The sequence below is a fragment of the Frigoribacterium sp. AC512 genome (assembly GCF_979258295.1).
In genome coordinates, this window is record NZ_OZ409850.1 from 1,132,203 (window position 1) to 1,155,922 (window position 23,720).

Below are 23,720 nucleotides of genomic sequence, written 5' to 3' on the forward strand. Positions count from 1 at the left end.
GCCGTGCGGGCCGCGCGGGCTCAGAGGGTGTCGATCGGGCCCGTCAGCGCGAGGTCGCGCACGAGGGGCACGGGCGCCGTGTCGGTGCGGCGGTGCCGGGGCGCGGCGGGCTCGATGCGGACGCCGGCGACGGCGAGGCGCTCCGCCGTGGACTCGGCCGAGACCGGCTCGCCCACGGTGTCGTAGGTGCCCATCGGGACGACCGAGTGCACGACCGTGTCGCGGTACAGGTGCACGAGGTTGAACGACTGGGCGCCGTCGCGGCCGCGGGTGCCGCCGAGACGCGAGTTGAGGTCCTGGGTGTAGCAGGTGGCGGAGGCGACGCTCACGGGGACGCCCGCGAACATCGCCGTCGTCGAGTAGTGCAGGTGGCCGGCGATGATGGTGCGCACGTCGCTGCCCTCGATGACCTCGGCGAGCGAGGCCTGATCGCGCAGCTCGACGAGCACGCTCAGGTCCTGCACGGAGGGGACGGGCGGGTGGTGCATGGCGATGATCGTGCCGTCGGGGGCGGGCGTGCTCAGCTCCTCCGCCAGCCAGTCGAGCTGGGCGCCGGTCAGCTCGCCGTGGTGGTGCCCGGGCACGCTCGTGTCGAGCGTGATGACGCGCAGGCCGTTGACGTCGTAGACGAGGTCGACGGGGCGGTCGGAGGGGAGCTGCCCGAAGAGCTGCTCGCGGAACGCCCCGCGCTCGTCGTGGTTGCCCATCGCCCAGATGACCTGGGCGCCGAGTCGTTCGGCGGCCGGCTCGAGCAGTGCTCGGAGCTTGCGGTACGCCTCCGGCTCGCCCTTGTCGGTGAGGTCGCCCGTCAGCACGATGGCCTCGGGGCGGACGCCCGAGGCCTCGATCTCGCGGACGATCTGGCCGAGGCGGGCCTCGCTGTCGACGGCCCCGTAGAGGGGCCCGTCGCCTCCGACGAGGTGCGTGTCGCTGAGGTGCAGGACGAAGTGATCGGGCCGGGGGTGCTCGGCCGTCCGGAGATCCATGAGTGCTCTCATTCGATGTCACCGACGGGGGCCTCGGGATCGGGACCCTCGTTGTGTGTTCGACACCAGTCCATCATCCGGTAGCTCCGTGTGGGGTGAACGGACCTGCGTGTTCCGGTGAACGGTGGGCGAACTCAGGGCCGGGCCCGAGGCCGGGGGCGCAGGAGGCGCCTCCTCGGCTCTCGTGTCCGGCCCGGTGAGCGGATGGTGCGGTCGGTCAGGGCTTGAGGACGACCTTGATGCAGCCGTCCTCCTTCTTCTTGAAGAGCTCGTACATCTCCGGTGCGCGGTCGAGGGGCACCGGGTGCGTCGTGAGGTCCTCGGTGCCGAGCGGGTCGGCCGGGTCCTCGACGAGGGGCATCAGGGTGTCCATCCACTGGTGGACGTTGCACTGGCCCATGCGGATGGTGATCTGCTTGTCGAAGAGCGTGAGGAACGGCGTCGGGTCGGCGGTGCCGCCGTAGACGCCGCTGAGCGAGACGGTGCCGCCGCGGCGGACGACCTCGAAGGCGAGGTGCATGGCGCTGAGGCTGTCGACGCCGGCTTTCTGCATCAGGGCCTGGCCGACCTTGTCGGGCAGCGCCGCCGCGAACTTCTGCACCATGCTCACGCCGCCGTGGTCATGGGCCTCCATGCCGACCGCGTCGACGACCGAGTCGGGTCCGCGGTCGTCGGTCATGCCCTTGATGACGTCCGAGACGTCCTTGGTCAGGTCGAGCACCTCGACGCCGTGGCGCGCGGCCATGGCGCGGCGCTCGGGGACGGGGTCGACGCCGATGACGCGGAACCCCTTGTGCACGCCGATGCGCGCCGCGAACTGGCCGACCGGCCCGAGGCCGAGGACGACGAGGGTGCCCCCCTCGGGGACGTTCGCGTACTCGACGCCCTGCCACGCGGTGGGGAGGATGTCGCTGAGGAACAGGTAGCGCTCGTCGGGGAGGTCGTGGCCCACCTTGACGAGGTTGGCGTCGGCGAGCTTGATCTGCAGCTGCTCGGCCTGGCCGCCGGGCACCTGGCCGTAGAGCTTGGTGTAGCCGTACAGGGTCGCGCCCGAGCCGTACTCGGTGACCTGGGTCGTCTCGCACTGCGAGAACAGGCCGCGCTGGCACATGAAGCACTCGCGGCAGGCGATGACGAACGGGACGACGACCCGGTCGCCGACCTGGATGCGCGAGACAGCGGAGCCGACCGCGGTCACGACGCCCATGGTCTCGTGGCCGAGCACGTCGCCCTTGTCGAGGTACGGGTCGAAGACGTCGTACAGGTGCAGGTCGCTGCCGCAGATGGCGGCGGACGTGACCTTGATGACCGCGTCGGTCGGGTCGACGATGGTGGGGTCGGGCACCTCGGTGACGGCGACGTCGGCGATGGACTGGTAGGTGAGAGCCTTCATCCGTCCCGTCTACGCCGGGGGACCGGGAGCGCCCTGGACCGGGAGGGTACAAGCCGGGGGGACACGACGACGGCGGCCGCCCCGTGAGGGGACGACCGCCGTCGGACGATGCCGCGCGTGCGCGGGACCGGGTGCTACGCGTCGACCGCGACCTGGGTCGCGACGATGTTGACGACCTTGCGGCCGCCCTTGTTGCCGAACTCGACCGCGCCGGGGGCGAGGGCGAACAGGGTGTCGTCACCGCCGCGACCGACGTTGGCGCCGGGGTGGAAGTGGGTGCCGCGCTGGCGGACGATGATCTCGCCGGCGAGGACGACCTGGCCGCCGAAGCGCTTCACGCCGAGGCGCTGTGCGTTCGAGTCGCGGCCGTTACGAGTGGACGATGCGCCCTTTTTGTGTGCCATGTGGTGTCAGCTCCTGGGATGTCTTCGGCGTCGCGGTGCTACTTGGTGGTGATCGAGGTGATCTTGACGCGGGTCAGGTCGGCACGGAAGCCCATGCGACGCTTGTAGCCGGTCTTGTTCTTGTAGTTCTGGATGACGATCTTCGGGCCGCGGAGGTCGTTCAGGACCTCGCCCTCGACGGTGACCTTCGCGAGGTCGTCGCCGGTGAGGATCGTGTCGCCGTCGACGTGCAGGACGGGGACGAACGAGACGGTGTCGGATGCCGAGGCCTTGAGGCGGTCGACGGTCAGGATCGTCCCGACCTCGACCTTCTCCTGACGGCCGCCGGCGCGCACGATTGCGAATGCCATGGGAACTCCTGGGAAGATTGGGGTGTGACGTCCGGATCGCCGGACGACGTCGCGCTGCCGCTCGGGCAACTTGGATAGTCTTTCACAGATGTCACGACCGATCAAACTTCGACGCCCGCCGCAGTTCACGGCCGAGATCGTCGACGACGCCCGGGGACGCCTCGTGGACCTGCTGGCCGATCTGCACGCCCTCACGTCCGAGCACGGCGACGACATCGAGGTCTGGGGCTCCGCCGTCACGGCGGCGGGCTGGGAGATCGCGAGCCTCGGGCAGTGGCTGGCCCTCGAGGGGGAGGCGGTCCTGCTGCTGGGCGGCGCCTCCTACCCGGAGATCGCCGAGCACCAGGGCACCAGCGCGTCGGCGGTCCACGGCCGGGTCGGCCGGTCGCTGACGCTCGCCCCGTACGCCCAGGCCGCGGGGCCCGACGGAGCCACGACGCGGGTCACCGCCGAGGGGCTGGCGCAGGCTCGCGCCGAGTACGCCGCCGAGGCGGCGGCCGACCCGGCCTCGGCCGGCGACGGGCAGCAGGACACCGGAAGCGGCTCGTCGGGCGAGTCGCTCGCCGAGCGGCTGCCCGAGGTGCTCCGGGCCGGGGCCCTGCGCACCACCGGGATCGTCGACGCACTGCCGGGCTACCGCCGTTCGAGCGTGCTCTCGACCCTCTCGGTCCTGGCGCGGCAGGGCGTCATCGTGCGGACCGGCCACGGCGTCTACGCCCTGCCGCCCGCCGAGGGCGGGGTGGCAGCGGCGCAGACGCCGTAGGCCTGCGGGGCCCTCTCGATCAGCTTCCCGGGACGAGCCCGAGGGCGGCCTGCTCGGCGTCGTCGAGCATGCGCGACCGGGTCAGGAACCGGCGCCCCTCGGGCGACTCGACCGAGAAGCCGGCGCCCCGGCCCGCGACGACGTCGATCGTGAGGTGCGTCCACTTCCAGTACTCGAACTGGCTGCGCGACATGTACACCTCGATCGGGTCGAGACCGTCGACGTGCAGGTCGCCCAGGTGGACGTCGACCGCGCCGACCCTGAAGAAGCCCACCGGGTAGCACATCGGCGACGAGCCGTCGCAGCAGCCGCCTGACTGGTGGAACATCAGCGGACCGTGCTTGGCCGTGAGGTCGACGAGGAACGCCGCCGCCTCCGCGGAGACGTCGACCCGGGAGGGCGGGGTGACCGCCTCAGGTGCCGGGGCAGGGTCGGCGGGGCCGACTCGCGCCTCCTTCGCTGCCGTGTCCATCAGAAGAAGCCCATCGGGCCGTCCGCGTAGCTGACCAGCAGGTTCTTGGTCTGCTGGTAGTGGTCGAGCATCATCTTGTGGTTCTCGCGGCCGATGCCGGACTGCTTGTAGCCGCCGAACGCCGCCCCCGCGGGGTACTGGTGGTAGGTGTTCGACCAGACGCGGCCCGCCTGGATGTCGCGGCCGGCCCGGTAGAGCTGGGCGCCGTTGCGGCTCCACACGCCGGCGCCGAGGCCGTAGAGGGTGTCGTTGGCGAGCTTGATCGCGTCGTCGTAGTCCGAGAAGCTCGTGAGGCTGAGGACCGGGCCGAAGATCTCCTCCTGGAAGATGCGCATCGAGTTCCTGCCCTCGAAGATCGTCGGGTTGACGTAGTAGCCGTCGGTCAGGTCGCCGCCGAGGTCGGCGCGGTCGCCGCCGAGCAGCAGCGTCGCGCCCTCCTGCTTGCCGATGTCCATGTAGCTGAGGATCTTCTCGAGCTGGTCGTTCGAGGCCTGTGCGCCGATCATCGTGTCGAGCGACAGGGGGTCGCCCTGCTTGACCTTCTTCACCCGATCGATGCCGTCGGCCGTGAACTGGTCGTAGATCGACTGCTGCACGAGCGCCCGGGACGGGCAGGTGCAGACCTCGCCCGAGTTGAGGTTGAAGAACGAGAAGCCCTCGAGCGCCTTGTCGTAGAAGTCGTCCTGCTCGTCGGCGACGTCGGCGAAGAAGACGTTGGGGCTCTTGCCGCCGAGCTCGAGGGTGACGGGGATGAGGTTCTCGCTGGCCATCTGCATGATGAGCCGACCGGTGGTCGTCTCGCCGGTGAAGGCGATCTTGCGGATGTTCGGGTGGCTGGCCAGGGGAGCGCCGGCCTCGACGCCGAAGCCGTTGACGATGTTGAGCACGCCGGCGGGCAGCAGGTCCTTGATCAGGTCCATGAACACGTGGATCGACGCAGGGGTCTGCTCGGCCGGCTTCAGCACGACGCAGTTGCCCGCGGCGAGGGCAGGGGCGAGCTTCCACACCGCCATCAGCAGCGGGAAGTTCCAGGGGATGATCTGGCCCACCACGCCGAGCGGCTCGTGGAAGTGGTACGCGACGGTGTCGCCGTCGATCTCGCCGGTCGAGCCCTCCTGGGCGCGGATGGCGCCGGCGAAGTACCGGAAGTGGTCGATCGCCAGCGGCACGTCGGCGGCCAGCGACTCGCGGATCGGCTTGCCGTTGTCCCAGGTCTCGGCGACGGCCAGCATCTCGAGGTTCGCCTCCATCCGGTCGGCGATCTTGTTGAGGACGATCGAGCGCTCGGCGATGGTGGTGCGCTTCCAGGAGTCGAACGCTCGCCACGCCGCCTCGACGGCGCGGTCGACGTCCTGCGCGTTGCCCCGGGCGACCTCGGTGAAGGGCTTGCCGTTCACGGGGCTCGGGTTCTCGAAGTACTGCCCGCTCGCGGGGGCGACGTACTCGCCCCCGATGAAGTGGTCGTAACGGGCCGCGAACTGCACGGCGGCGCCCGGCTGGCCGGGCTGCGCGTAGGTGCTCGGGGGAGTGGTGACGGTCATGGCTGTCCCTTTCGACGACGGTGTCGGAGGCCACGGATCGCGCGGCCCGTGGGGTCAGGGTAGGTCGGCGGACGTTGCGTCCCGTTGCGCGTCTCGACCCGCTGCGGGACCCTCGACGACGCCCGCGACGAGACCCGCCCTGCGGGGCGACCGGGGCGGCAGCAGCCGCAGCAGCTCACGGCGGGCCGGCTCGTCGTCGGCGCCCTGGGCGGTGGCCACCCACTGCAGCAGCACGTCGACCGAGCCCGAGGTGCGAAGGGACTCCCCGAGGTGTCGTGCCAGGTCGCCGCGGAGGCGCTCGACGCCCGGGGCCGACGAGCCCGGCAGGAGCGGACCCGTCGCGGCGCGCAGGGCGGCACGGTGCGCTCCGCGGTCGAGCAGGTGGACGACCTCGTCGGCGTCCGTGGCCAGTCTCGCTGGCAGCCGGTACGGCCGCGACGTCGGCACGAGCGAGGGGGCGACCGCCTCGAGCACGTGGCGGAGCCGGACGAGCTCGGGCCGCAGCGTGCCGACCGCGCCGCGCTCGCCCCAGATCGCGTCGGCCAGCGCCTCGGCCGACCACCCCGCCGGCCGAGCGGCGAGCAGGAGGAGGAGCTCGGAGTGCCGGGCGCTCAGCGTCGTGGCGGTCCCGCCGGCGTGGAGCACCGCCTCGTCACGGCCGAGCACGTCGAGCCGCGGGGGTGCCGGCGTCGCCGGACCGGTCTGGCGGGCCCGCGGACGTCGGGCTGGGCGGGAACGATCGCGGGGGGCTGTGCCGGTGCCGGAGGCGGAGCCGGAGCTGGAGGCGGCGCCTGCGCCGGTGCCGACGCGGCGGGGAGACCGCGTCCTCGAGAGGGCGAGCTCCGCCTCCATCGCGGCGACCGTCGCGCGCAGCAGCGGCAGCGTCTGCTCGCCGGCGGCACGGTCGTCGCCGGTGATGTCGACCACGCCGATGAGGCGGCCGTCGGCGGGGTCGTGCACGGGGACGGCGGTGCAGCTCCACTCCTGGACGAGGTGGGAGAAGTGCTCGGGCCCCCTGACCTGCACGCCGCGGTCGAGTTCGAGGGCGGTGCCGGGCGCGGAGGTGCCGACCCTCGACTCGGCCCAGCCGGCCCCGGCGACGAAGAGCATCGACTCGGCCCGGCGTCGTGCCTCCCGGTCGCCCTCGACCCAGAGCAGGCGGCCGCGTTCGTCGCCGACGGCGACCAGCAGGCCGCTGCCCTCGACGTCGTCGAGCAAGAGGCGCTGGACGACCGGCAGCAGCAGCGCGAGCGGGTGCTCGCGACGCCACGAGGCCAGGTCGTCGTCGGGCAGCTCGAGCAGGGGGAGCGCGTCGGGATCGACGCGCTGGTCGGCGGCCCGCTGCCAGGACGCCGCGAGCAGGAGCCGGCGCGCGGCCCCGCGGGACGCGCGAGCGGTCGGCGGGTCGGGTCGCGCCGCTGCCATGTCGCCCCTCGTCGTCGAGCGGAGGCGTCGGCAGGGCCGTCGGGCCCGGCATCGTCGCCGTGGTGTCGGCAGCCTACGTCGCGGCCGCTCGCGGCGGAAGTGCCGCGGGTGCCGACCCGCGCGCCGGACTCTGCGTGCCCCGCGCGTCGCGCTGCGCCCCTGGCTGCGGGGTCGTGCTCGTGTCGGCAACTCCTGACGGGTGCGCCGCGGGTGGCGGCGCCTCTGCGCCGCCGCGCCCCGCGCGCAGCACGGACCAGGAGTCGCCGACGGGGGAACGCGCCGCGTCGGCAACTCCTGACAGGTGCTTCGCCGCGGGCGGTGTCGCCGGGCTACTGAGCGCTGCGCCGCGCAAGGAGCAGGAGTTGTCGACAGGGGATGCGTCGTGTCGGCAACTCCTGACCGGTGATCCGGGGCGGGCGCCCTGACGGGCTCGTCGAGTGCGGCGCGGAGCAGGGAGCAGGAGTTGTCGACAGGGGATGCGCCGTGTCGGCGACTCCTGACTGGTGCTGGCGGCAGGCGCCGCGGCGGGCGAGTCGAGCACGAGGCGGGGCAGGGAGCAGGAGTTGCCGACGCACGAGGCAGGGCAGAGAGCAGGAGTTGCCGACGGCCGCGGTGGGCGGCCGCGGACCGGGGGCAGGGGCAGGAGGTCAGCGGGCGCAGTCGATGCAGAGGCGGGCGGTGGGCCGGGCCTCGAGCCGCGCCTCGCCGATCCGCGCTGCACAGCGCGCGCAGCGGCCGAAGGTGCCGTCGGCGAGCCGGCCGAGCGCTGCCTCGGCGTCGACGGCGCGCTCGAGGGCCGAGCGGCGGACCGCGTCGAGCTGCGACCGTTCGTAGGCGATGGTCGAGCCCTCGGGGTCGTGCTCGTCGTCGACGTTGGCTCCCTCGCGGGCCTCGGCCACCGCCTCCATGTCGCGCAGCAGTCGCTCGGCCAGCGCGAGCGCCTCGTCGCGGGTCCGGCGCAGCTGCTCGGTCGGGTCGGTCACGCTACGAGCGGCGGCACCCGCTCGCCCTCGGGCGGCGCGGCCGGGGGAGTGCCGTCGCCGAACGGCCGCCCGCCGAGCTGCTCGCGACCGTGGTCGGTCAGCCAGCCCGACGGGTCGGGACCGGCCGGGACGATCCCCGTCGGGTTGATGTCGCTGTGCACGACGTAGTAGTGCGCCTTGATCTGGGCGAAGTCGATCGTGTCGCCGAAGCCGGGCGTCTGGAACAGGTCGCGGGCGTAGGCCCAGAGCACCGGCATCTCGGCCAGCTTCGAGCGGTTGCACTTGAAGTGGCCGTGGTAGACGGCGTCGAAGCGGGCGAGGGTGGTGAAGAGGCGGATGTCGGCCTCGGTGATCGTGTCCCCGACGAGGAACCGCTGCCCGGCGAGGCGCTCGGACAGCCAGTCGAGGCGCTCGAAGAGCGTGCGGTACGCCCGCTCGTAGCTCTTCTGCGAGCCGGCGAACCCGGCGCGGTAGACGCCGTTGTTGACGTCGCGGAACACGACGGCGTTCACCTCGTCGATCTCGCCGCGCAGGCGCTCGGGGTAGAGCTCGGGCGCCCCCTCGCGGTGGTGCTCGGTCCACTCGGTGGCGAAGTCGAGGGTGATCTGCGGGAAGTCGTTGGTGACCACCTTGCCGGTCGGCACGTCGACGATCGCGGGCACGGTGATGCCGCGGGCGTAGTCGGGGGTCCGGGCGAAGAACGCCTCCTGCAGCCGCTCGATGCCGAGCACGGGGTCGCGGCCGTCGGGGTCGAGGTCGAAGGTCCAGCTGCGGGCGTCGTGGGTCGGGCCGGGCAGGCCGAGCGAGATGGCGCCCTCGAGGCCGAGGAGGCGGCGCGAGATGACGGTGCGGTTGGCCCAGGGGCAGGCGCGGGCGGCGACGAGCCGGTAGCGGCCGGCCTCGACGGGCCAGCCGTCGACGGCGTCGCGCGTGATCCTGTCCTCGATGTAGTTCGTGTCGCGGGTGTACTCCTGGCCGGGCTCGACGTACGTGCCCTTCGCCTGCTGCTCGTCGCTCATGCCCGCCACCCTACGCAGAAGCGTCCGAGAGCCCCGCCGGGAGCCTCACGCGGACGCGTCCGAGAGGTCGGGCAGCTCGTGCCCCTCGGGGGCCGCTCCGGCCGCGCCCGCCGCCGCACGGCCCGCCTGCCAGTCGCGCCACATCGCCTTGAGGTCCCAGGCGGCCTCGGCCTCGAGCGAGATGCCGCGCTCGCCGGTGCGCCTGGTCCGCCCCTGGATCAGCAGCAGCTTCGTGCCGAACAGCAGCGGCCCCGACCTCGCCTGCGCCTCCTCGAAGAACGTCGCGTCGGCACAGCCCGTGCCGTCGTCGACGCTGATGAACACGACCCGTTTGCCGCTGCGCATCGGCGGTGTCTGGGTGGCGATCCGGATGCCCGCGACGAGCACGGTGGTGCCGTTCCAGTGGTCTCGCAGGTCGGCTGCCCGGACGACGCCGAGGTCGTCGAGCATCGGGCGGTAGCTCTCGATCACGTGCTCGCTGACCTCCATCGACAGGATGTCGAGCTCGTCGCCCACCCTGTCGCGCAGGCTCACGTCGGGGGTGCCGGTGGGCACCTCCGCCGAGTCGTCGACCGAGAAGTCGAGCTGGTTCTGCACGTCGGAGGCGCGTGGCCGTGCGGTGCGCTGCGTCAGCGACCGCACACGGGCGAGCACGTCGCCCCTCGTCCGCCCTGGGCCGGCCAGGGAGTCGAGCGCGCCGACCTGCGCCAACCGCTCGATCAGCCGCCGCGACGGCGTGGCCCGCTGCCAGAAGTCGGTGATCGACTCGTAGGGCCGGCCCACGACGACGCGGGCCAGCTCGGAGTCACTGATGCCGTGCACGTCGGAGAGCGACAGGCGGATGCCGAGGTCGCCCGGGCGGCTGGGCGCGATCGGCGTCGCCGGGGCGCGCACCCGCTCGACCCTGTAGACGTCGGTCGACGCGTTGACGTCGAGCGGCAGCACGGGCACGCCCATGCGTCGCGCCTCGGTCAGCAGCAGCCGTTTCGGGTACATCCCGGGGTCGTGGGTCAGCACCCCGGCGAGGAACTCCGCCGGGTAGTGGGTCTTGAGCCAGGCGGTCTGGTAGGTGGGCAGCGCGAACGCGGCGCCGTGGGCCTTGCAGAAGCCGAAGGAGCCGAACCCCTTGAGCACCGCCCAGATCTTGTCGACCTGGGCGTCGGTGAACCGCCTCCTGCCGTCGTCGTCGACGTTCCCGGTCGTGCGCCTGCGGAACTCGACCTCGAGGGCGTCGTCCTGGCCCTTGCCCATGTGCCGGCGGATCTCGTCGGCCTCGGCGAGCGAGACCTCCATCGTCGCCTCGAGGATGCGCAGCACGTGTTCGTGGTAGATCACCACGCCGTAGCTGTCGTCGAGGAACGGCGCGAAGCTCGGGTGCAGGTAGTCGGGCCGCTGGAACCCGTGCTTCGTGTCGAGGAACGGCGCGACCATGTTGCCCTTCATCGGGCCGGGGCGGAACAGCGAGATGTCGGCGATCAGGTCGCTGTAGCGGTCGGGCTGCATCTTGCCGATCAGCTCGCGCTGCCCGGGGCTCTCGATCTGGAACATGCCGAGGGTGTGGGTGGTGCGGATCGCCTCGAAGGTGGGCTCGTCGTCGTGCGGGATCTCGTCGAGCTCGACTCGCCCCTGCCGGTTGACGTAGGGGACGTCGACGGCGAGTCCGCCGGCCAGGGCGGCGCGGGCACCGTTCACCCGCTCGATCTCGTCGAGCGCGTACGCCATCGAGCTCTGCATCCGGACCCCGAGCACGTCGAGCTTCAGCAGGCCCGCGTCGTTCATGTCGTGCTTGTCGAACTGGCTCATCGGCAGCCCGATGCCGCTCGGCTGCACAGGAGTCGTGCTGAGCAGGTCGGAGTCGCCGAGGATCACCCCGCACGGGTGCATCGAGATGTGCCGGGGCAGCCGGTCGAGCCGCTCGGTCAGGTCGACGAGCAGGTCGATCTGGCCGTTCTGCCGGGCGAGGTCGGCGATGGCCCGCAGCTCGGGCTTCTCGGCCATGGCGGTGCGCAGGTCGCGGGCGTTCGACCGCCAGACGTTGTTCGCGACGAGGTCGATCTGGTCGTCGTCGAGCCCGAGGGCCTGGCCGGCGTCGCGCACCGCCCCCCGGCCGCGGTAGGTCGACTGCATCGACATGAGGGTGACCCGGTTGCTGCCGTAGCGGTCGAAGATCGCCCGGTAGATCTCGTGCCGCCTGGCCGACTCGACGTCGATGTCGATGTCGGGCAGCGTCTCGCGCTTGTTGCCCAGGAACCGCTCGAACAGCAGGTCGTGCTCGATCGGGTCGACGTTCGAGATGCGCAGCAGGTAGGTCACCAAGCTGCCCGCGCCCGACCCGCGAGCGGCGTTCCGCACCCGCATGTCGCGCATCAGCGCCGAGACGTCGGCCACGGTGAGGAAGTAGCTGGCGAAGCCGAAGCCCGTGATGATCCCCAGCTCGTAGCGCATCCGTTCGTCGACGGTGCGGCGCAGCGCCTGGTCGGCGTGGCCGAAGCGCTCGGTGACGCCCGCCTCGGCCCGGCGGAACAGCACCTGGTCGGGGTCGCCGTCGACGCCGATGGCGCTGAGCTCGGGCGTCTTCGGCCGGCGCCAGCGCAGGTCGGCGTCGGGGTCGAGGCGGCAGCGGTCGGCGAGTCGCTCGGTCTCGGCGAGCATCTCCTCAGCCGCGCGGCGAGGGCACGAGGAGGCGTCGGCGACGAGGGTCGCCAGCGCGCGCATCTCGTCGCCCGGCTTCAGCGACGCCTGCGCGTTCGGCTGAGGCGTGAACGCCCCCAGAGGGGCCAGGTGCCCCGCCGAGTCGAGCACGTCGGCCGTGACCGCGCCGTCGGGGTCGAGGTAGCGCACCGCGTTGGTCAGCACGGCGGGCACCCCGACGTGCTCGGCCAGCTCGAGCATGCGCGCCGCGTGCCGCACGCTGCGGCTCTCGCCCGGCTCGGTGAGGTGGCAGACGACCTCGACGGCCACGCCGCCGGGCAGCTCGCGCGCCCAGGCGGCGAGCGAGGCCGCCGCGGCCGTGTGCCGCCCCTCGGCGACCAGCCGGCCCACGTCGGAGTCGGGCCCGAGAAGCACCGTCGCGTCGGCGCCCTCGTCGCCGCGGAGGAACGCCCGCAGCCGTGACCGCGGGATCGTCGCGACGCTGTTCGCGCTGCCGCTCACCCGCCTCGTCGCCCGGCCGTGAGCGGCGCTGATCAACCGGCAGAGAGCCGCCCAGCCCGCCCCCGGACGCCCCTCGCCAGCCCCGTGCGCGAGCACCACGATCCGGTCGACCGAGGAGGCGCCCGCCCTGGTCCCGGCACCGGCGCCTGCCGACGTGCCCCCCGCCTCCTCGGCGCCGCCGCCCCCGCGGCCGCCCTCGTCGGCCGTGTCGTCGACGCAGCCGAGCTCGACGCCCACGATCGGGTCGATGCCCGCCGCCCGGCAGGCGCCGATGTGCCGGATCGCCCCGTAGAGGCCGTCGCGGTCGGTGATCGCCAGCGCGTCCGCGCCGTGGGCGGCGGCGTGCTCGACGAGCTGCGCCGGCGGCGTCGTGCCGTAGTGCGCGCTGAACGACGACGCCACGTGGAGGTGGGTGAAACGCATCGTGCTGCCTCGGTGCTTCTCTCGTCGGACCTCCCGGCCGAGGTCGGTTCGAACGTGTGTTCGACGAGTGTACGTCGCCCCGGTGGGTACGACGACCCCGGGCGGCGACCGCGCCCTGCTGTCATCATCGTCAGATGCCAGACCGACGAGCCGCCGCCCGGGACTCCGCCAGGACCGCCTCCCGGTGGACGCGGACCCTGCTGGCCCAGCCGCGCCTCCTCATGGCCGCGAAGGGGGCGCTCGCCGCGGCTCTCGCCTACTGGATCGCGCCCCACGTGCCCGGCGTGGCCGCCGAGTACCCCTACTACGCCCCGCTCGGGGCCGTGCTGGCGCTCTGGCCGACCGTGAAGACGTCGCTCAAGCAGGGGCTGCAGACGATCCTCGGCCTCGTGATCGGCGTGCTGCTCGCGACGACGGTGTTCGCCCTGCAGCAGGGGCAGCCAGGCGTGCTCGCCGTGGCGCTGGTCGTCGGGCTCGGCACGCTGATCGCGGGGATCCGCTGGCTCGGCGCGGGCCGCGACTGGGTGCTGACCGCCGGCCTCTTCGTGCTGCTGCTCGGCGGAGCGAACGCCGGGGACTACTCCACCGGCTACGTCGTGCAGATCGGCGTGGGCGTCGCCGTCGGCGTCCTCGTCAACCTCCTCCTGGTGCCGCCGCTCTACACCGGTCGTGCCGAGCAGCGGCTCCGCCTCGTGCAGGCCTCGCTCGCCGACCGTGCCGACGACGTCGCCAGCGTGTTCGAGGCCGACTGGCCGATCGAGGACGACGACTGGGAGCGCCGCGTGGCCGTGCTGCCGAGCACCCTGCGGCACGTCCGCGACAGCGTCGCGTACGCCGACGAGTCGCGTCGCCTCAACCCCCGCTGGCTGCTGCGCCGACGCGATCTCGGCTCCGAGTACGCCGACCTCGTCGTCTTCGAGCGGGTGGGGTTCCACCTGCAGGACCTCGCCGAGGTCTCCGGCATCCTCGGCCGCCGGATCGGCCGCAAGATCGGCATCGTCGACGACCTCGCTCCCGTCGTCGCCCGTGCCGTCCGCAGCGTCGGAGAGGTGATCAGGAGGCGCGGCGACGACGACCGGGACGCCTTCGTCACCGCCCGCCGCGACGTCGAGGAGCTCTGGCGGGCCATCGACACGCACCGCGAGCTGCCGACGGTCGCCACGAGCGGCGGCGTCTCGGTCGCCGTCTCGCTCGGACGGATCATCGCCGCGCTCGACCCCGATGACTCGACGGCTCCCCGCCCCGACGACGAGGCGGTCGGCGACCTCGACGGCGACGGCGACGTCGACGCCGACGACGCCGCCGCCGAGGTCGGCGGCACCACGAGCACCGGCCCCGTCGACGACCCCACGGCGCCACGCGACACCGCGCCGCGCGACAGCGAGCGACGCCAGGAGGCGCAGGGCCCGGCCGCCGACGGCCTGGCCGCAGACGACCAGCCCGCCGACGACCCGCCCGCCGACGGCGAGGCGGGGGACGCTGCCCGCGAACGCTGACGACGTCCGACGCCCGGGCGCAGTACGGTGGGGGAGGCATCGTCGCCGAACGCCCTGCCGTGCCCTGCGCCGGTCTCGCGGATGCGCCCACGGCGTGCCGCGACCCCGCCCCGGCCCGGCAGCCCGTACCCCTCGCACACCGAGCGGCGACCCGTCGCCGCCCTCACGGAAGCCGCACCTGTGACAGACACCACCACCCTCATCATCCTCGGAGCCTCGGGGGACCTGACCGAGCGCCTCCTCCTCCCCGGTCTCGCGAGCCTGCTGAAGAGCGACCGCGGGGTCGACGTGCAGCTGATCGGCACCGGCCGCAGCGAGCGCAGCCCCGAAGAATGGGACGACGTCGTCACGACCGCCTTCAACGGCGACGCGGGAAGCGACCTCGCCAAGAAGACGCTGGCGTCCAGCCAGTACATCCAGGGCGACCCGACCACGGTCGAGCACCTGAAGGCGCTCTTCGAGGCGTCCGAGGGCACGCCCGTCATGTACTTCGCGCTGCCCCCGGCCATCAGCACCAAGGTGATCCAGGCGCTCGCCGAGATCGACCTGCCCGACGGCCTCCGCCTCGCGCTCGAGAAGCCCTTCGGCTCCGACGAGGCGAGTGCCCGCGAGCTCAACGCCGAGCTGCTCAAGATCGTGCCGGAGGAGCGCATCCACCGCACCGACCACTTCCTCGGTCGCGCCACGGTGCTCAACATGATCGGCCTGCGCTTCGCCAACCGCCTCTTCGAGCCGGTCTGGAACAGCGAGAACATCGAGAAGGTCGAGATCTTCTACGACGAGGTCCTCGGCCTCGAGGGCCGCGCGCAGTACTACGACAAAGCCGGCGCGCTGATCGACATGATCCAGAGCCACCTGCTGCAGGTGCTCGCCGTCATCGCGATGGACGCACCGTCGAGCATCGACTCGGTCGAGCTGCGCAGCGAGATCGCCCGAGTGCTCCGCGCGACGTGGGTCAAGGGCGCCGACCCGATCGCCTCGAGCCGCCGCGCGCAGTACACGGCCGGCACCATCGACGGCAAGGACGTGCCCGCCTACGCCGACGAGGACGGCGTCGACGTCGAGCGCCAGACCGAGACGCTCGCCGAGGTCGAGTTCGAGGTCAAGACCCGTCGCTGGGCGGGCGTTCCGTTCATCCTCCGCTCGGGCAAGGGCATGACGAAGATCCGCAAGGAGGTGCTGATCACCTTCAAGCCGGTGCCCGCGCTCCCCGAGGGCCTCAACGGCTCGTCGACGCCCGATACGCTCCGCATCGAGATCAGCCCCGAGACGATGGAGCTCGGCGTCACGACCAACGGCTCGGGCAACCCCTTCGACCTCGAGAAGTCGACGATGTCGGTCACCCTGGGCAAGCCCGAGCTCACCCCCTACGGCGAGGTCCTCAGCGGCATCTTCCACGACGACCCGACGCTGTCGATCCGCGGTGACGTCGCGGAGCGCTGCTGGGCGATCGTCGCTCCGGTGATCGAGGCCTGGAAGGCCGGCGACGTGCCGCTCGACACCTACGCGGCCGGCTCGACCGGCCCGTCGGACTGGCCCGCCTGAGCCTCGACGCTCCTGCAGCCGACGGCCGCCCCGCTCCTCGAGCAGGGCGGCCGTCGTCGTCTCCGCCTCAGGCGGAGGAGGAGGCCCGGGCCTGGGACGGGCCCTGCTGCTGCGCCTTCGCGATGGCATCGGCAGCACGGACGAGGGCGAGGTGCGAGAGCGCCTGGGGCGTGTTCCCGACGTGCCTGCCGGTCGCGACCTCGATCTCCTCCGACAGCATCCCGACGTCGTTGCAGTAGCCCACGAGGCGGTCCATCAAGGCCACCGCGTCGACGACGCGGCCGGACGCCGCGTACTGCTCGGCCAGCCAGAACGAGCAGGTGAGGAACGGGTTCTCGGCGCCGCTCAGCCCGTCCACGCCGCTCTCGGTGCGGTACCGCCGCAGCAGGCCGTCGTGCAGCAGGTCCGCCTCGATCGCCGCGACGGTGCCGAGCATCCTCGGGTCGTCGGCGGCGACGAACCCGACCTGGGCGAGCTGCAGCAGCGACGCATCCACCTCCGACGTGCCGTAGTACTGCGTGAAGGTGCCGCGGTCGGCGTCCCAGCCCTTCGCCTCGATCTCGGTGCGCACCTCGTCGCGGAGCGCCCGCCACCGGTCGACGGGGCCGTCGAGGCCGAACTGCTCGACGCCCTGGATCGCCCGGTCGAGGGACGCCCAGATCATCGCCCGCGAGTGCGTGAAGTGCTGCAACTCGCCCCGGATCTCCCAGATGCCGTTGTCCGGCCGGGTCCAGTTGTCCTCGACGTACTGCACCAGGGCGCGCTGGAGCGGCCAGGAGTACTCGGTCTCCTCGACGCCGAGCAGCCGGGCCTCGTGCAGGGCGACCATCACCTCGCCGAAGATGTCGCCCTGGTACTGCTTGTAGGCGGCGTTGCCGATGCGGACGGGGGAGGCGCCGTCGTAGCCGGGCAGCTGGCCGAGCTCGCTCTCGTGCAGGTAGCGCTCGCCGGCCAGGCCGTACATGATCTGCACGTCGGCGGGGTCGCCGGCGATGGCCCGCAGCAGCCAGCCGCGCCACCGGTCGGCCTCCTCGGCGTAGCCGTGCAGGATGAGCGCCTGGAGGGTCATGGAGGCGTCGCGAAGCCAGACGTAGCGGTAGTCCCAGTTCCGTGAGCCGCCGAACTGCTCGGGCAGGCTCGTCGTCGCGGCCGCCACGATGCCGCCGGTGTCCTCGTTCGTGAGCGCGCGCAGGATGAGCAGCGACCGGTGCACCTCCCGTTCGTACACGGGGGGAGCGGTGCACCGGGCCGCCCACTGCTGCCACCACGTGACCGTCTCGTCGATCCGGGCCGTCACGTCGATCGCGGTGGGCGGCTCCCGGTGCGAGGGGTACCAGGTGAGGGTGTGGTCGACGGTCTCGCCGGCCGCGACGTCGAAGTCGGCCTCGTGGGTGTGGTCGGCGGCGGTGAGGCGCGGGCCCCGGACGACTACCGCGTCCGGCCCCGCCGTGGCGACCAGGGCGGTCCCGTCGGCTTCGGGCACCTGGCGCACCCAGGGGACGGCCGTGCCGTAGCCGAAGCGGATGGCGAGGTCGACGTGCATCGTGACCGTCCCGGAGACGCCGGTCACGCGCCGGACCACGTCGGCCCGTCGGTCGCCGTAGGGCATCAGGTCGGTGACCTCGACGACCCCGGTGGGCGTGGTCCAGGTCGTGACGAGCACGAAGGTCCCGTCGACGTAGCGCCGGGTCGACGTGGCGTCGGCGTCGCGGGGGGCGACCAGCCACCGGCCGGAGTCATGGTCGCCGAGCAGCGCGCCGAAGGTCGAGGCCGAGTCGAAGCGGGGCAGGCAGAGCCAGTCGATGCTGCCGTCGGTGCCCACGAGGCAGCCGGTGTGCAGATCGCCGATGAGCGCGTAGTTCTCGATGGCCAGGGGCATGGGCACATCCTGCCAGCGGTTGCTCGGATCCAGCCCGGCCCTGACGGGCGGGCCGGTGCGCAGCCCCGCCCCGCCCTGCCCCGCCGGCTCAGTTCAGCTCAGCGCTGCAGCGTCGGGTCGGGCCAGAGGGTCTCGACCTGCGGCTTGCTGCGGCGGGTGCGCGCCCACACGAAGAAGCCGACCAGGGTGAAGGCGCCGTAGAAGACGTACATGAGGCCCGAGGCGTAGTAGCCGGCGCTGAAGAGCAGGGGCGTGCCCACGAGGTCGACGGCGACCCAGATCAGCCAGAACTCGACCCAGCCCTTGGCCATGCCCCAGGTGGCGAGCAGCGAGCCCGTGAAGATCCAGGCGTCGGCCCACACGGGCTCGTACGAGCCCAGGGCGCTGAAGACGGGGGTGAGGACGGCGGTCCCGCCGAACAGGGCCACGACGAGCACGACCCGGTTCTTCGCGCCGGCCCAGCGAGGCTCGACAGGGGAGCTCGCGCCTCCGTCGCGGGAGCGGCTCCAGCGGTACCAGCCCCAGATCGACACCGCGATGAACATCACCTGGCGCCCTGCCTGGCCGAGGAGGTTCACCGGGTTCGGGGTGTCGAAGACGGCCCCGAGGAACACGGTGAACAGCAGGGCGTTGCCCACGATGCCGACCGGCCAGGCCCACACCTTGCGGCGCATGCCGCCGAGGGCGCTCAGCAGCCCGAAGACGTTGCCGATCACCTCGCGCCACAGGATCGTCTGGTCGCCCAGCACGAGCTGCGCGTCGAACAGCCAGCGGATCAGGGTCATCGTGTCCTCCTCGTCGGTGACGACGCCGGGCGTCGTCGGATCGGGGAGGCGCGACCACAGGCGCGATCGACGCTCGCTTCTCTCATCCAGACTTTACTGTCGGCTCCAGAATGGCCCTCGCAGGGCTGTCACTGGATCAGCCTCTCGGTGTCGAGAGGGTCGCGGGCTGTCACCGCCGGTACGGAATCACACCGTCCCCGAAGCACTCGTGAGAACGAGTCTCGCACCCCGGGCATTCCCGGGGGTCGCGGACGTCTCGCGGCGTCACGCGAACAGCTGCTGCTCGACCCGGTCGTCGAACACGCCGAGCAGCAGCCACGAGCCGTCGGTGCCGTCGCAGGCGAGGTCGAAGGTGCCGTCGACCCGGTGCGCCCCGTCGGTCAGCGGGAGCGCGTCGACCCGCCAGACCGGCAGCTCGAGCAGCGCCTCCCCGGAACCCCGGGGCGCCCTGGCCGCCGATCTCCACCACTCGCGTCGGGTGACCCACCGCTCTGGCGGGCTCACCACGCCGTACACGACCCCCCGCCAGACGAACCGCAACGGCGCCCCGCCCTCGGTCGTCTCGACCGGCACCGCTTCGTCGACCTTCATGCCGCCTCCTCGTTCGAACGTGTGTTCGACCACGAGTGTAGGTCGGGCCCCCGACATCGGCCAGGGGTCCCCGTCACCAGGGCAGCAGGCTCTCCTGCACGTGCCGCGCGACGCCTCCCGGCACCCCTGCCTCGTCAGCGAAGCCACGCCAGCCGGCGACCGCGTCGTGCACCTCCGCCACGATGTCCGAGGCGCCGGGGACGAGGTGGCGGTCGGCCAGGCGCATCACGTCCGCCTCGGCAGGGTCGCGCCACACGCCGTCGACCCCCATCAGGTGCTGGTACGTGAACCGGCCCGTCGGGTTGTGCGCGAACGTCACGTCGTACGCGGGCGCCAGCTCCCACGACGACGTCGCCGACCGGAGCAGGAACGACGTGTTCTTCGTGTGGTCGTCGTTGTTCGCCGCCAGCACGTTGAACACCATGCGCCGGAACGCCTGCGGCAGCGCCTCCCGCCCGACGACGCGGGTCGCCACGTCGAACAGCTGCCCGTAGTCGTGCACCTGCCGCTGACGGAAGTCGAGGTGCGCCGTGCCGCAGAGGGTCACCGTGTGCGCCTTGCCCGACGGCAGCCGGTCGAAGCGCCGGGTCATGAAGTGGGCCCTGTCGCCCTCCTCGAGCAGCCGGCACTCGGCCATGTCGATGCCGGCCGCCCCCGCCATCGCCGAGTACGCCAGCTCCACCCTGCCCGACGAGTCGCCCTGCCCGAGCTCCGAGTCGGCGCCCATGCCGTCGAGCTTCAGCAGCCAGTGCTCGAACCCCTCGGGAGCCGGCAGCTGGCCGGACCGGACCTCGCCGGTCTCGCGGTCCCACGCGACCACGGCCTTGGCCCGCGCCCCTCCTGCCGACGTCCCCACCTGGATCAGGGAGCGGACCGCCGACTCGGTCTCCCGGTCGTCCGAGAACTCGGCGTCGAGCACGCTCCGCGCACCCGCGACCAGGTCGCTCAGCTCGACCGCGCTCGCGGTCCGGTGACGCGGCCCCCGGGACGGCCGGAACTCGAGGGCGCCCATCGCCCGGTCCGCCATGTACGCCAGCCGGTCGAGCGGCGTCGCCGCCCCGCGCCCGACGCCCTGCCGCGCCAGCCACGCGTCGATCACGGCGTTCCCGAAGTCGTCGGGCAGCGCGTCCGCCAGCAACGCCGGGAGACGGTGGAACGTCGCCTCCGGCAGCTGCGGGAACACGTGCCGGCGCCGACGGACCGGCATGGTCAGCGGGGCGAGCTCGACGCCTCGCGCCGCCCACTCGGGGTAGTACTCGAACACGTACGCACCGAGCGCGGGGTCGAGGGCGACCGCGCCGACCCGCTCGCCCCAGGCCGTGACCTCGACCGCCTGGACCGGCACCCAGCTCACGACCCGCTGCTCCCGCGCGGTGCCCGTGGCCGGTACACGCGACGACGCGGGGCCGGGTCGGCCGACCGGAGGACGTCGATGGGGCTCACGGCGCTCGCCGGGGCCAGGGCGTCGAGGGCGTCCTCGGCGCCGAGGGCCCGCAGCACGCGGACCAGGGTCGAGAGCGTGCTCCCGCGGCCGTTCTCGAGCGACTGGAGGGTGCTGGTCGAGAGGTCGGCCCGGCGCGCCAACGAGATCTGGTCGAGCCCGGCGTCGAGTCGCGACGCCCGCACCTGGCTGCCGATCCGGGCCTCCCACTCGACGGTGGACCGCGCGGAGGGGTCAGGGAAGGGCTGATCCATCATGGTCCTCCTGTACGTGGATTTCCGATCATAAGAGCAATATCGCGTCCTGACAACCGGATTTCCCGTCATAGCAGGACCGCAACTCATCGTGACAGCTCAGGGCGTCCGGGCGGCGACGACCCCGGCCTCCGTCAGCTGGTCCCAGAGGCCGGCGCCATCCGGCGCGGACACCCAGGCGACATCGGTGCCCTGCGCGTGCTCCGACCGTGACCGCCCTCCGGCCAGCACGGCCTCGCTCGGCGACAGCTCGCGGATGGCCACCGCGGCCACGTTCTCGGGGTGGTCGTGCAGGAACCGGCCGTACAGCTCCTCGTCGTGCTGCCCGTCGTCGCCGACGAGAAGCCACCGCACCCGGGGGAACTCCTCCGCCAGCCGGTCGAGCGAGCCCTGCTTGTGGAGTCGACCGCTCCGAAAGAAGCGGTCGTGCGTGGGACCCCAGTCCGTGAGCAGCAGGGGCCCGCTGGGGTAGAGGTTCCGCGACAGGAACCGCGAGAGCGTGGGGGCGACGTTCCAGGCGCCCGTCGACAGGTAGACGACCGGGCAGCCTCCCGACGAGGCGTGCAGCCGTTCGTACAGGACGGCCATGCCGGGCACCGGCCGCCGAGCGTGCTCGTTGAGGACGAAGGTGTTCCACGCCGCGAGCAGGGGCCTCGGGAGCGACGTCACCATGACCGTGTCGTCGATGTCCGAGACGATGCCGAACCGTGCGTCGGGGTCGATCACCGCGACCGGCGCCTCCACCGGGAGGGAGCCCTCGGTCGTGATCGTCACGACGTGCCAGCCCGGCGCGAGGTCGGACTCGAGCCGTACGTCGAGGACGCCTCCGCGGTCGGTGGTCACCGTCTGCGTCCGTCCGCCGATGGTCACCTCGACGACCGCGTGCTCGACCGGCACGCTCGTGAAGCTGCGCCAGCCGCGGACGTTCGCGCGGTCGGCGCCGTCGAGGGTGCCGGTCCGCGTGAGCAGCACGCGCGACAGGACGCGGACCCACCCGCTCGAGCCGTAGCCCGTGTACGGCACGATCGTCGGACGCAGGCCGCGCTTGCGCGCCCGCTTCTCGCGGAACCGGTGCACGGAGTTCTCGATGCGCGCCGCCCGGTGCAGGAGGGGCTCGACAGCGGCCGGGGCCTGCTTTCGGATGTCGGGCATCCGGTCATCCTCGCACGGTCGACCGACCGTGCGCCCTCACTGCCTCACACGCGCAGCAGCAAGGAGGGGGAGTCGTTCGCGACCGAGCCGACGTCGGGGGAGACCTCGTGCACGACGAGCCGAGCGGCGATCTCGTCGGACAGCCCCGCGACGCCCTGCAGCAGGTCGTCGTCGCCCTCGGCCTCCGGGTCGAGCCAGTCGTCCATGACGTCGGCGCCGACGAGCACGGGCATCCGGTCGTGGACCGCCGCGAGCGGACCCGAGGAGGCGCGGGTCAGCACGGTCGTGGACAGCAGCCACCGGGACGGCGACCCGACCTCGGCGCCCGGGTCGCGCCACCACTCGTACAGCGCGGCGAACAGGAGCACCTCGTCGTCGGGGAGCCGCACGGCGACGGGACGCTTGCCCCCGTCGGGAAGCGCCTGCCACTCGTACCAGCCCGTCGCCGGCACGAGGGCCCGCCGCGAGGCCAGGGCCTCGCGGAACATCGGCTTCTCTGCGGCCGTCTCGGACCGTGCATTGAACACCGGGGGCCCGGCAGGACCGTCGGAGCCGGCCGGGACCAGGCCCCACCGAGCGGCGGCGAGGCGGCGCACGGGAGGCCCGCCCGCGTCGTCCCCGCGGGGCGCCGCGTCGATCAGCACCGTCACCGGGCGGGTCGGAGCGATGTTCCAGGAAGGGTCTGGGAGACTGTCGCCCGAGACGTCGACGTCGAACAAGGGCACCAGGTCGCTCGAGGCACGCGCCATCACGAATCGTCCGCACATGCGCACCATTCTCCCGGCTGCGACCGACATCGGTCGACGAGGTCGCCCTGACGCCCCCTCAGGGCCCTGACCCGCCGGTCACTGACCGCCCACCAGCACCGCACCGCACGCACCACGTCGCCCCGGCGACGCCGCACGAAGGAGAACCCCTTGCTCGTCACCGACGTCCACGACGCACTGCCCGGGGGTTCGTCGCTGCTCAGGAACGAGCCCGTGCAGGCTCGCAGCTCCGCACGGCTCACCGGCCTCCTCGACGCCGCCGCGGCGATCATCGACGAGATCGGCTACGAGCGCCTGACGACGGCGATGGTCGCCGAGCGGGCCGGCGCCTCCATCGGCACGGTCTACCGGTACTTCCCCGACCGCATCGCGGTCGTGGACGCCCTCGCCCTGCGCTGCGTGCAGCGCCTGACGAACCGGGTGGCCGACACCCTCGACGCCGACGGAGCGGCCGACTGGCGCGGCGCCGTCGACATCGTGATCGACTCCAAGGTCGAGCTCTACCGGAACGAGCCCGGCTTCCGGGCCATCCGCTTCAGCGACGCTCCCGACGCGGGCTCGCCGCAGGCCACCTCCTCGCTCAGCTCCTTCGCCGAGGCCGTGCTCGGGATGTTCGAGCAGCGCTTCGGAGTCGTCCGCGACGCCGACTCCGAGCTCGCCGTGCAGGTCGTGGTCGAGATCGGCGTCTCGCTCCTGGCGCGGGCGTTCCTCGCCGGCGGCGACGGCGACGCGCGCTTCGTGGACGAGTGCCGTCGCGTGTCGAAGTCCTACCTCGAGGCGCACCTCACCCTCGCCTGACTCGTCGCTGGCCCTTCCCCGTCCGTTCTGCGAAACAGAGGAGGCGGTGACGGCCCTCATCCGTCGTCGTGTGGTTCAGTGTCGGGACTGGCAAGTGTCG

General features: G+C 72.5%; 21 protein-coding genes and 1 riboswitch. Of the genes, 4 read left to right on the top strand and 17 right to left on the bottom strand.

Annotated features, from left to right (window positions below; translation table 11 throughout):
• Nucleotides 1-20: 20 nt before the first annotated feature.
• From ACZZ97_RS05145 to rplU, 4 genes are all read right to left on the bottom strand, one after another.
• Nucleotides 21-986, bottom strand: a complete 966-nt coding sequence (locus ACZZ97_RS05145) for a phosphodiesterase (RefSeq protein WP_463472469.1) — start codon at nt 984-986, stop codon at nt 21-23.
• A 217-nt stretch (nt 987-1,203) separates the two neighbouring features.
• Entirely contained in the window at nt 1,204-2,379 is a 1,176-nt protein-coding gene (locus ACZZ97_RS05150) for an alcohol dehydrogenase catalytic domain-containing protein (RefSeq protein WP_314104287.1), read from the bottom strand.
• Between the two features lie 134 nt (nt 2,380-2,513).
• Entirely contained in the window at nt 2,514-2,783 is a 270-nt protein-coding gene (rpmA, locus tag ACZZ97_RS05155) for a 50S ribosomal protein L27 (protein ID WP_123546220.1), read from the bottom strand.
• A 38-nt stretch (nt 2,784-2,821) separates the two neighbouring features.
• Nucleotides 2,822-3,133 (bottom strand): 50S ribosomal protein L21, encoded by a 312-nt coding sequence (gene rplU / locus ACZZ97_RS05160; protein ID WP_123546218.1) that lies wholly within the window; start codon nt 3,131-3,133, stop codon nt 2,822-2,824.
• Between the two features lie 88 nt (nt 3,134-3,221).
• Between rplU and ACZZ97_RS05165 the strand changes: the two genes are divergently transcribed.
• A complete protein-coding gene (locus ACZZ97_RS05165; protein WP_463472470.1) occupies nt 3,222-3,896 on the top strand; it encodes a hypothetical protein in 675 nt (224 codons plus the stop codon).
• Between the two features lie 19 nt (nt 3,897-3,915).
• Here the strand turns inward: ACZZ97_RS05165 and ACZZ97_RS05170 are convergent, their stop codons facing one another.
• The 6 genes from ACZZ97_RS05170 to ACZZ97_RS05195 all read right to left on the bottom strand — a co-directional run bounded on the left by ACZZ97_RS05170 (nt 3,916) and on the right by ACZZ97_RS05195 (nt 12,912).
• A complete protein-coding gene (locus ACZZ97_RS05170; RefSeq protein WP_463472471.1) occupies nt 3,916-4,368 on the bottom strand; it encodes a DUF779 domain-containing protein in 453 nt (150 codons plus the stop codon).
• On the bottom strand, nt 4,368-5,909 hold the full coding sequence (gene exaC / locus ACZZ97_RS05175) for an acetaldehyde dehydrogenase ExaC (protein WP_463472472.1): 1,542 nt from the start codon (nt 5,907-5,909) through the stop codon (nt 4,368-4,370). Before exaC ends, ACZZ97_RS05170 begins: the two co-directional genes overlap by 1 nt.
• Nucleotides 5,910-5,963: 54 nt before the next feature.
• The gene (locus ACZZ97_RS05180; protein ID WP_463472473.1) at nt 5,964-7,334 is read right to left on the bottom strand and encodes a GAF domain-containing protein; all 1,371 of its coding nucleotides are present in this window, start codon (nt 7,332-7,334) and stop codon (nt 5,964-5,966) included.
• A gap of 647 nt (nt 7,335-7,981) precedes the next feature.
• Entirely contained in the window at nt 7,982-8,317 is a 336-nt protein-coding gene (locus tag ACZZ97_RS05185) for a TraR/DksA family transcriptional regulator (protein WP_463472474.1), read from the bottom strand.
• On the bottom strand, nt 8,314-9,336 hold the full coding sequence (locus ACZZ97_RS05190; RefSeq protein ID WP_314104276.1) for a glutathione S-transferase family protein: 1,023 nt from the start codon (nt 9,334-9,336) through the stop codon (nt 8,314-8,316). Before ACZZ97_RS05190 ends, ACZZ97_RS05185 begins: the two co-directional genes overlap by 4 nt.
• Nucleotides 9,337-9,381: 45 nt before the next feature.
• Nucleotides 9,382-12,912, bottom strand: a complete 3,531-nt coding sequence (locus ACZZ97_RS05195) for a DNA polymerase III subunit alpha (protein WP_463472475.1) — start codon at nt 12,910-12,912, stop codon at nt 9,382-9,384.
• Nucleotides 12,913-13,046: 134 nt separating this feature from the next.
• Here ACZZ97_RS05195 and ACZZ97_RS05200 point away from each other — a divergent pair, with 134 nt between their 5' ends.
• Nucleotides 13,047-14,408, top strand: coding sequence for an aromatic acid exporter family protein (locus tag ACZZ97_RS05200; protein WP_463472476.1), 1,362 nt, complete (start codon nt 13,047-13,049; stop codon nt 14,406-14,408).
• 180 nt (nt 14,409-14,588) lie between these two features.
• On the top strand, nt 14,589-15,953 hold the full coding sequence (locus tag ACZZ97_RS05205) for a glucose-6-phosphate dehydrogenase (protein ID WP_314102199.1): 1,365 nt from the start codon (nt 14,589-14,591) through the stop codon (nt 15,951-15,953).
• A gap of 67 nt (nt 15,954-16,020) precedes the next feature.
• On the opposite strand, the gene ACZZ97_RS05210 is transcribed toward ACZZ97_RS05205, so the two are convergent.
• From ACZZ97_RS05210 to ACZZ97_RS05240, 7 genes are all read right to left on the bottom strand, one after another.
• A complete protein-coding gene (locus tag ACZZ97_RS05210; RefSeq protein ID WP_463472477.1) occupies nt 16,021-17,832 on the bottom strand; it encodes a glycoside hydrolase family 15 protein in 1,812 nt (603 codons plus the stop codon).
• A 98-nt stretch (nt 17,833-17,930) separates the two neighbouring features.
• Nucleotides 17,931-18,617: a nicotinamide riboside transporter PnuC gene (gene pnuC, locus ACZZ97_RS05215; RefSeq protein WP_192041851.1), complete on the bottom strand. Its 687-nt coding sequence runs from the start codon at nt 18,615-18,617 to the stop codon at nt 17,931-17,933.
• 70 nt (nt 18,618-18,687) lie between these two features.
• A riboswitch (FMN riboswitch) is annotated at nt 18,688-18,826 on the bottom strand.
• Between the two features lie 55 nt (nt 18,827-18,881).
• Nucleotides 18,882-19,208 (bottom strand): DUF6504 family protein, encoded by a 327-nt coding sequence (locus ACZZ97_RS05220; protein ID WP_314102202.1) that lies wholly within the window; start codon nt 19,206-19,208, stop codon nt 18,882-18,884.
• 73 nt (nt 19,209-19,281) lie between these two features.
• On the bottom strand, nt 19,282-20,562 hold the full coding sequence (locus tag ACZZ97_RS05225) for a type II toxin-antitoxin system HipA family toxin (protein ID WP_314102203.1): 1,281 nt from the start codon (nt 20,560-20,562) through the stop codon (nt 19,282-19,284).
• Nucleotides 20,559-20,906 carry a helix-turn-helix domain-containing protein gene (locus ACZZ97_RS05230; RefSeq protein WP_463472478.1) on the bottom strand — a complete coding sequence of 116 codons (348 nt, stop codon included), beginning with the start codon at nt 20,904-20,906 and terminating at the stop codon, nt 20,559-20,561. Before ACZZ97_RS05230 ends, ACZZ97_RS05225 begins: the two co-directional genes overlap by 4 nt.
• A 96-nt stretch (nt 20,907-21,002) precedes the next feature.
• A complete protein-coding gene (locus ACZZ97_RS05235) occupies nt 21,003-22,055 on the bottom strand; it encodes an App1 family protein (protein WP_314102205.1) in 1,053 nt (350 codons plus the stop codon).
• Nucleotides 22,056-22,099: 44 nt separating this feature from the next.
• Complete coding sequence (locus tag ACZZ97_RS05240) at nt 22,100-22,822, bottom strand: SOS response-associated peptidase (protein WP_463472479.1); 723 nt, start codon at nt 22,820-22,822, stop codon at nt 22,100-22,102.
• A 150-nt stretch (nt 22,823-22,972) separates the two neighbouring features.
• On the opposite strand from ACZZ97_RS05240, the gene ACZZ97_RS05245 reads away from it, so the two are divergent.
• A complete protein-coding gene (locus ACZZ97_RS05245) occupies nt 22,973-23,620 on the top strand; it encodes a TetR/AcrR family transcriptional regulator (RefSeq protein ID WP_314102207.1) in 648 nt (215 codons plus the stop codon).
• Nucleotides 23,621-23,720 lie beyond the last annotated feature (100 nt).

Bases quoted from the DNA above. Each gene is read 5' to 3' on its own strand.
- ACZZ97_RS05195 (WP_463472475.1), bottom strand. From the start codon at position 12,912: ATGCGTTTCACCCACCTCCACGTGGCGTCGTCGTTCAGCGCGCACTAC.
- rplU (WP_123546218.1), bottom strand. From the start codon at position 3,133: ATGGCATTCGCAATCGTGCGCGCCGGCGGCCGTCAGGAGAAGGTCGAG.
- ACZZ97_RS05145 (WP_463472469.1), bottom strand. From the start codon at position 986: ATGGATCTCCGGACGGCCGAGCACCCCCGGCCCGATCACTTCGTCCTG.
- ACZZ97_RS05200 (WP_463472476.1), top strand. From the start codon at position 13,047: ATGCCAGACCGACGAGCCGCCGCCCGGGACTCCGCCAGGACCGCCTCC.
- ACZZ97_RS05165 (WP_463472470.1), top strand. From the start codon at position 3,222: ATGTCACGACCGATCAAACTTCGACGCCCGCCGCAGTTCACGGCCGAG.
- ACZZ97_RS05180 (WP_463472473.1), bottom strand. From the start codon at position 7,334: ATGGCAGCGGCGCGACCCGACCCGCCGACCGCTCGCGCGTCCCGCGGG.
- pnuC (WP_192041851.1), bottom strand. From the start codon at position 18,617: ATGACCCTGATCCGCTGGCTGTTCGACGCGCAGCTCGTGCTGGGCGAC.
- ACZZ97_RS05220 (WP_314102202.1), bottom strand. From the start codon at position 19,208: ATGAAGGTCGACGAAGCGGTGCCGGTCGAGACGACCGAGGGCGGGGCG.
- ACZZ97_RS05210 (WP_463472477.1), bottom strand. From the start codon at position 17,832: ATGCCCCTGGCCATCGAGAACTACGCGCTCATCGGCGATCTGCACACC.
- ACZZ97_RS05150 (WP_314104287.1), bottom strand. From the start codon at position 2,379: ATGAAGGCTCTCACCTACCAGTCCATCGCCGACGTCGCCGTCACCGAG.
- exaC (WP_463472472.1), bottom strand. From the start codon at position 5,909: ATGACCGTCACCACTCCCCCGAGCACCTACGCGCAGCCCGGCCAGCCG.
- rpmA (WP_123546220.1), bottom strand. From the start codon at position 2,783: ATGGCACACAAAAAGGGCGCATCGTCCACTCGTAACGGCCGCGACTCG.
- ACZZ97_RS05230 (WP_463472478.1), bottom strand. From the start codon at position 20,906: ATGATGGATCAGCCCTTCCCTGACCCCTCCGCGCGGTCCACCGTCGAG.
- ACZZ97_RS05240 (WP_463472479.1), bottom strand. From the start codon at position 22,822: ATGTGCGGACGATTCGTGATGGCGCGTGCCTCGAGCGACCTGGTGCCC.
- ACZZ97_RS05190 (WP_314104276.1), bottom strand. From the start codon at position 9,336: ATGAGCGACGAGCAGCAGGCGAAGGGCACGTACGTCGAGCCCGGCCAG.
- ACZZ97_RS05235 (WP_314102205.1), bottom strand. From the start codon at position 22,055: ATGCCCGACATCCGAAAGCAGGCCCCGGCCGCTGTCGAGCCCCTCCTG.
- ACZZ97_RS05170 (WP_463472471.1), bottom strand. From the start codon at position 4,368: ATGGACACGGCAGCGAAGGAGGCGCGAGTCGGCCCCGCCGACCCTGCC.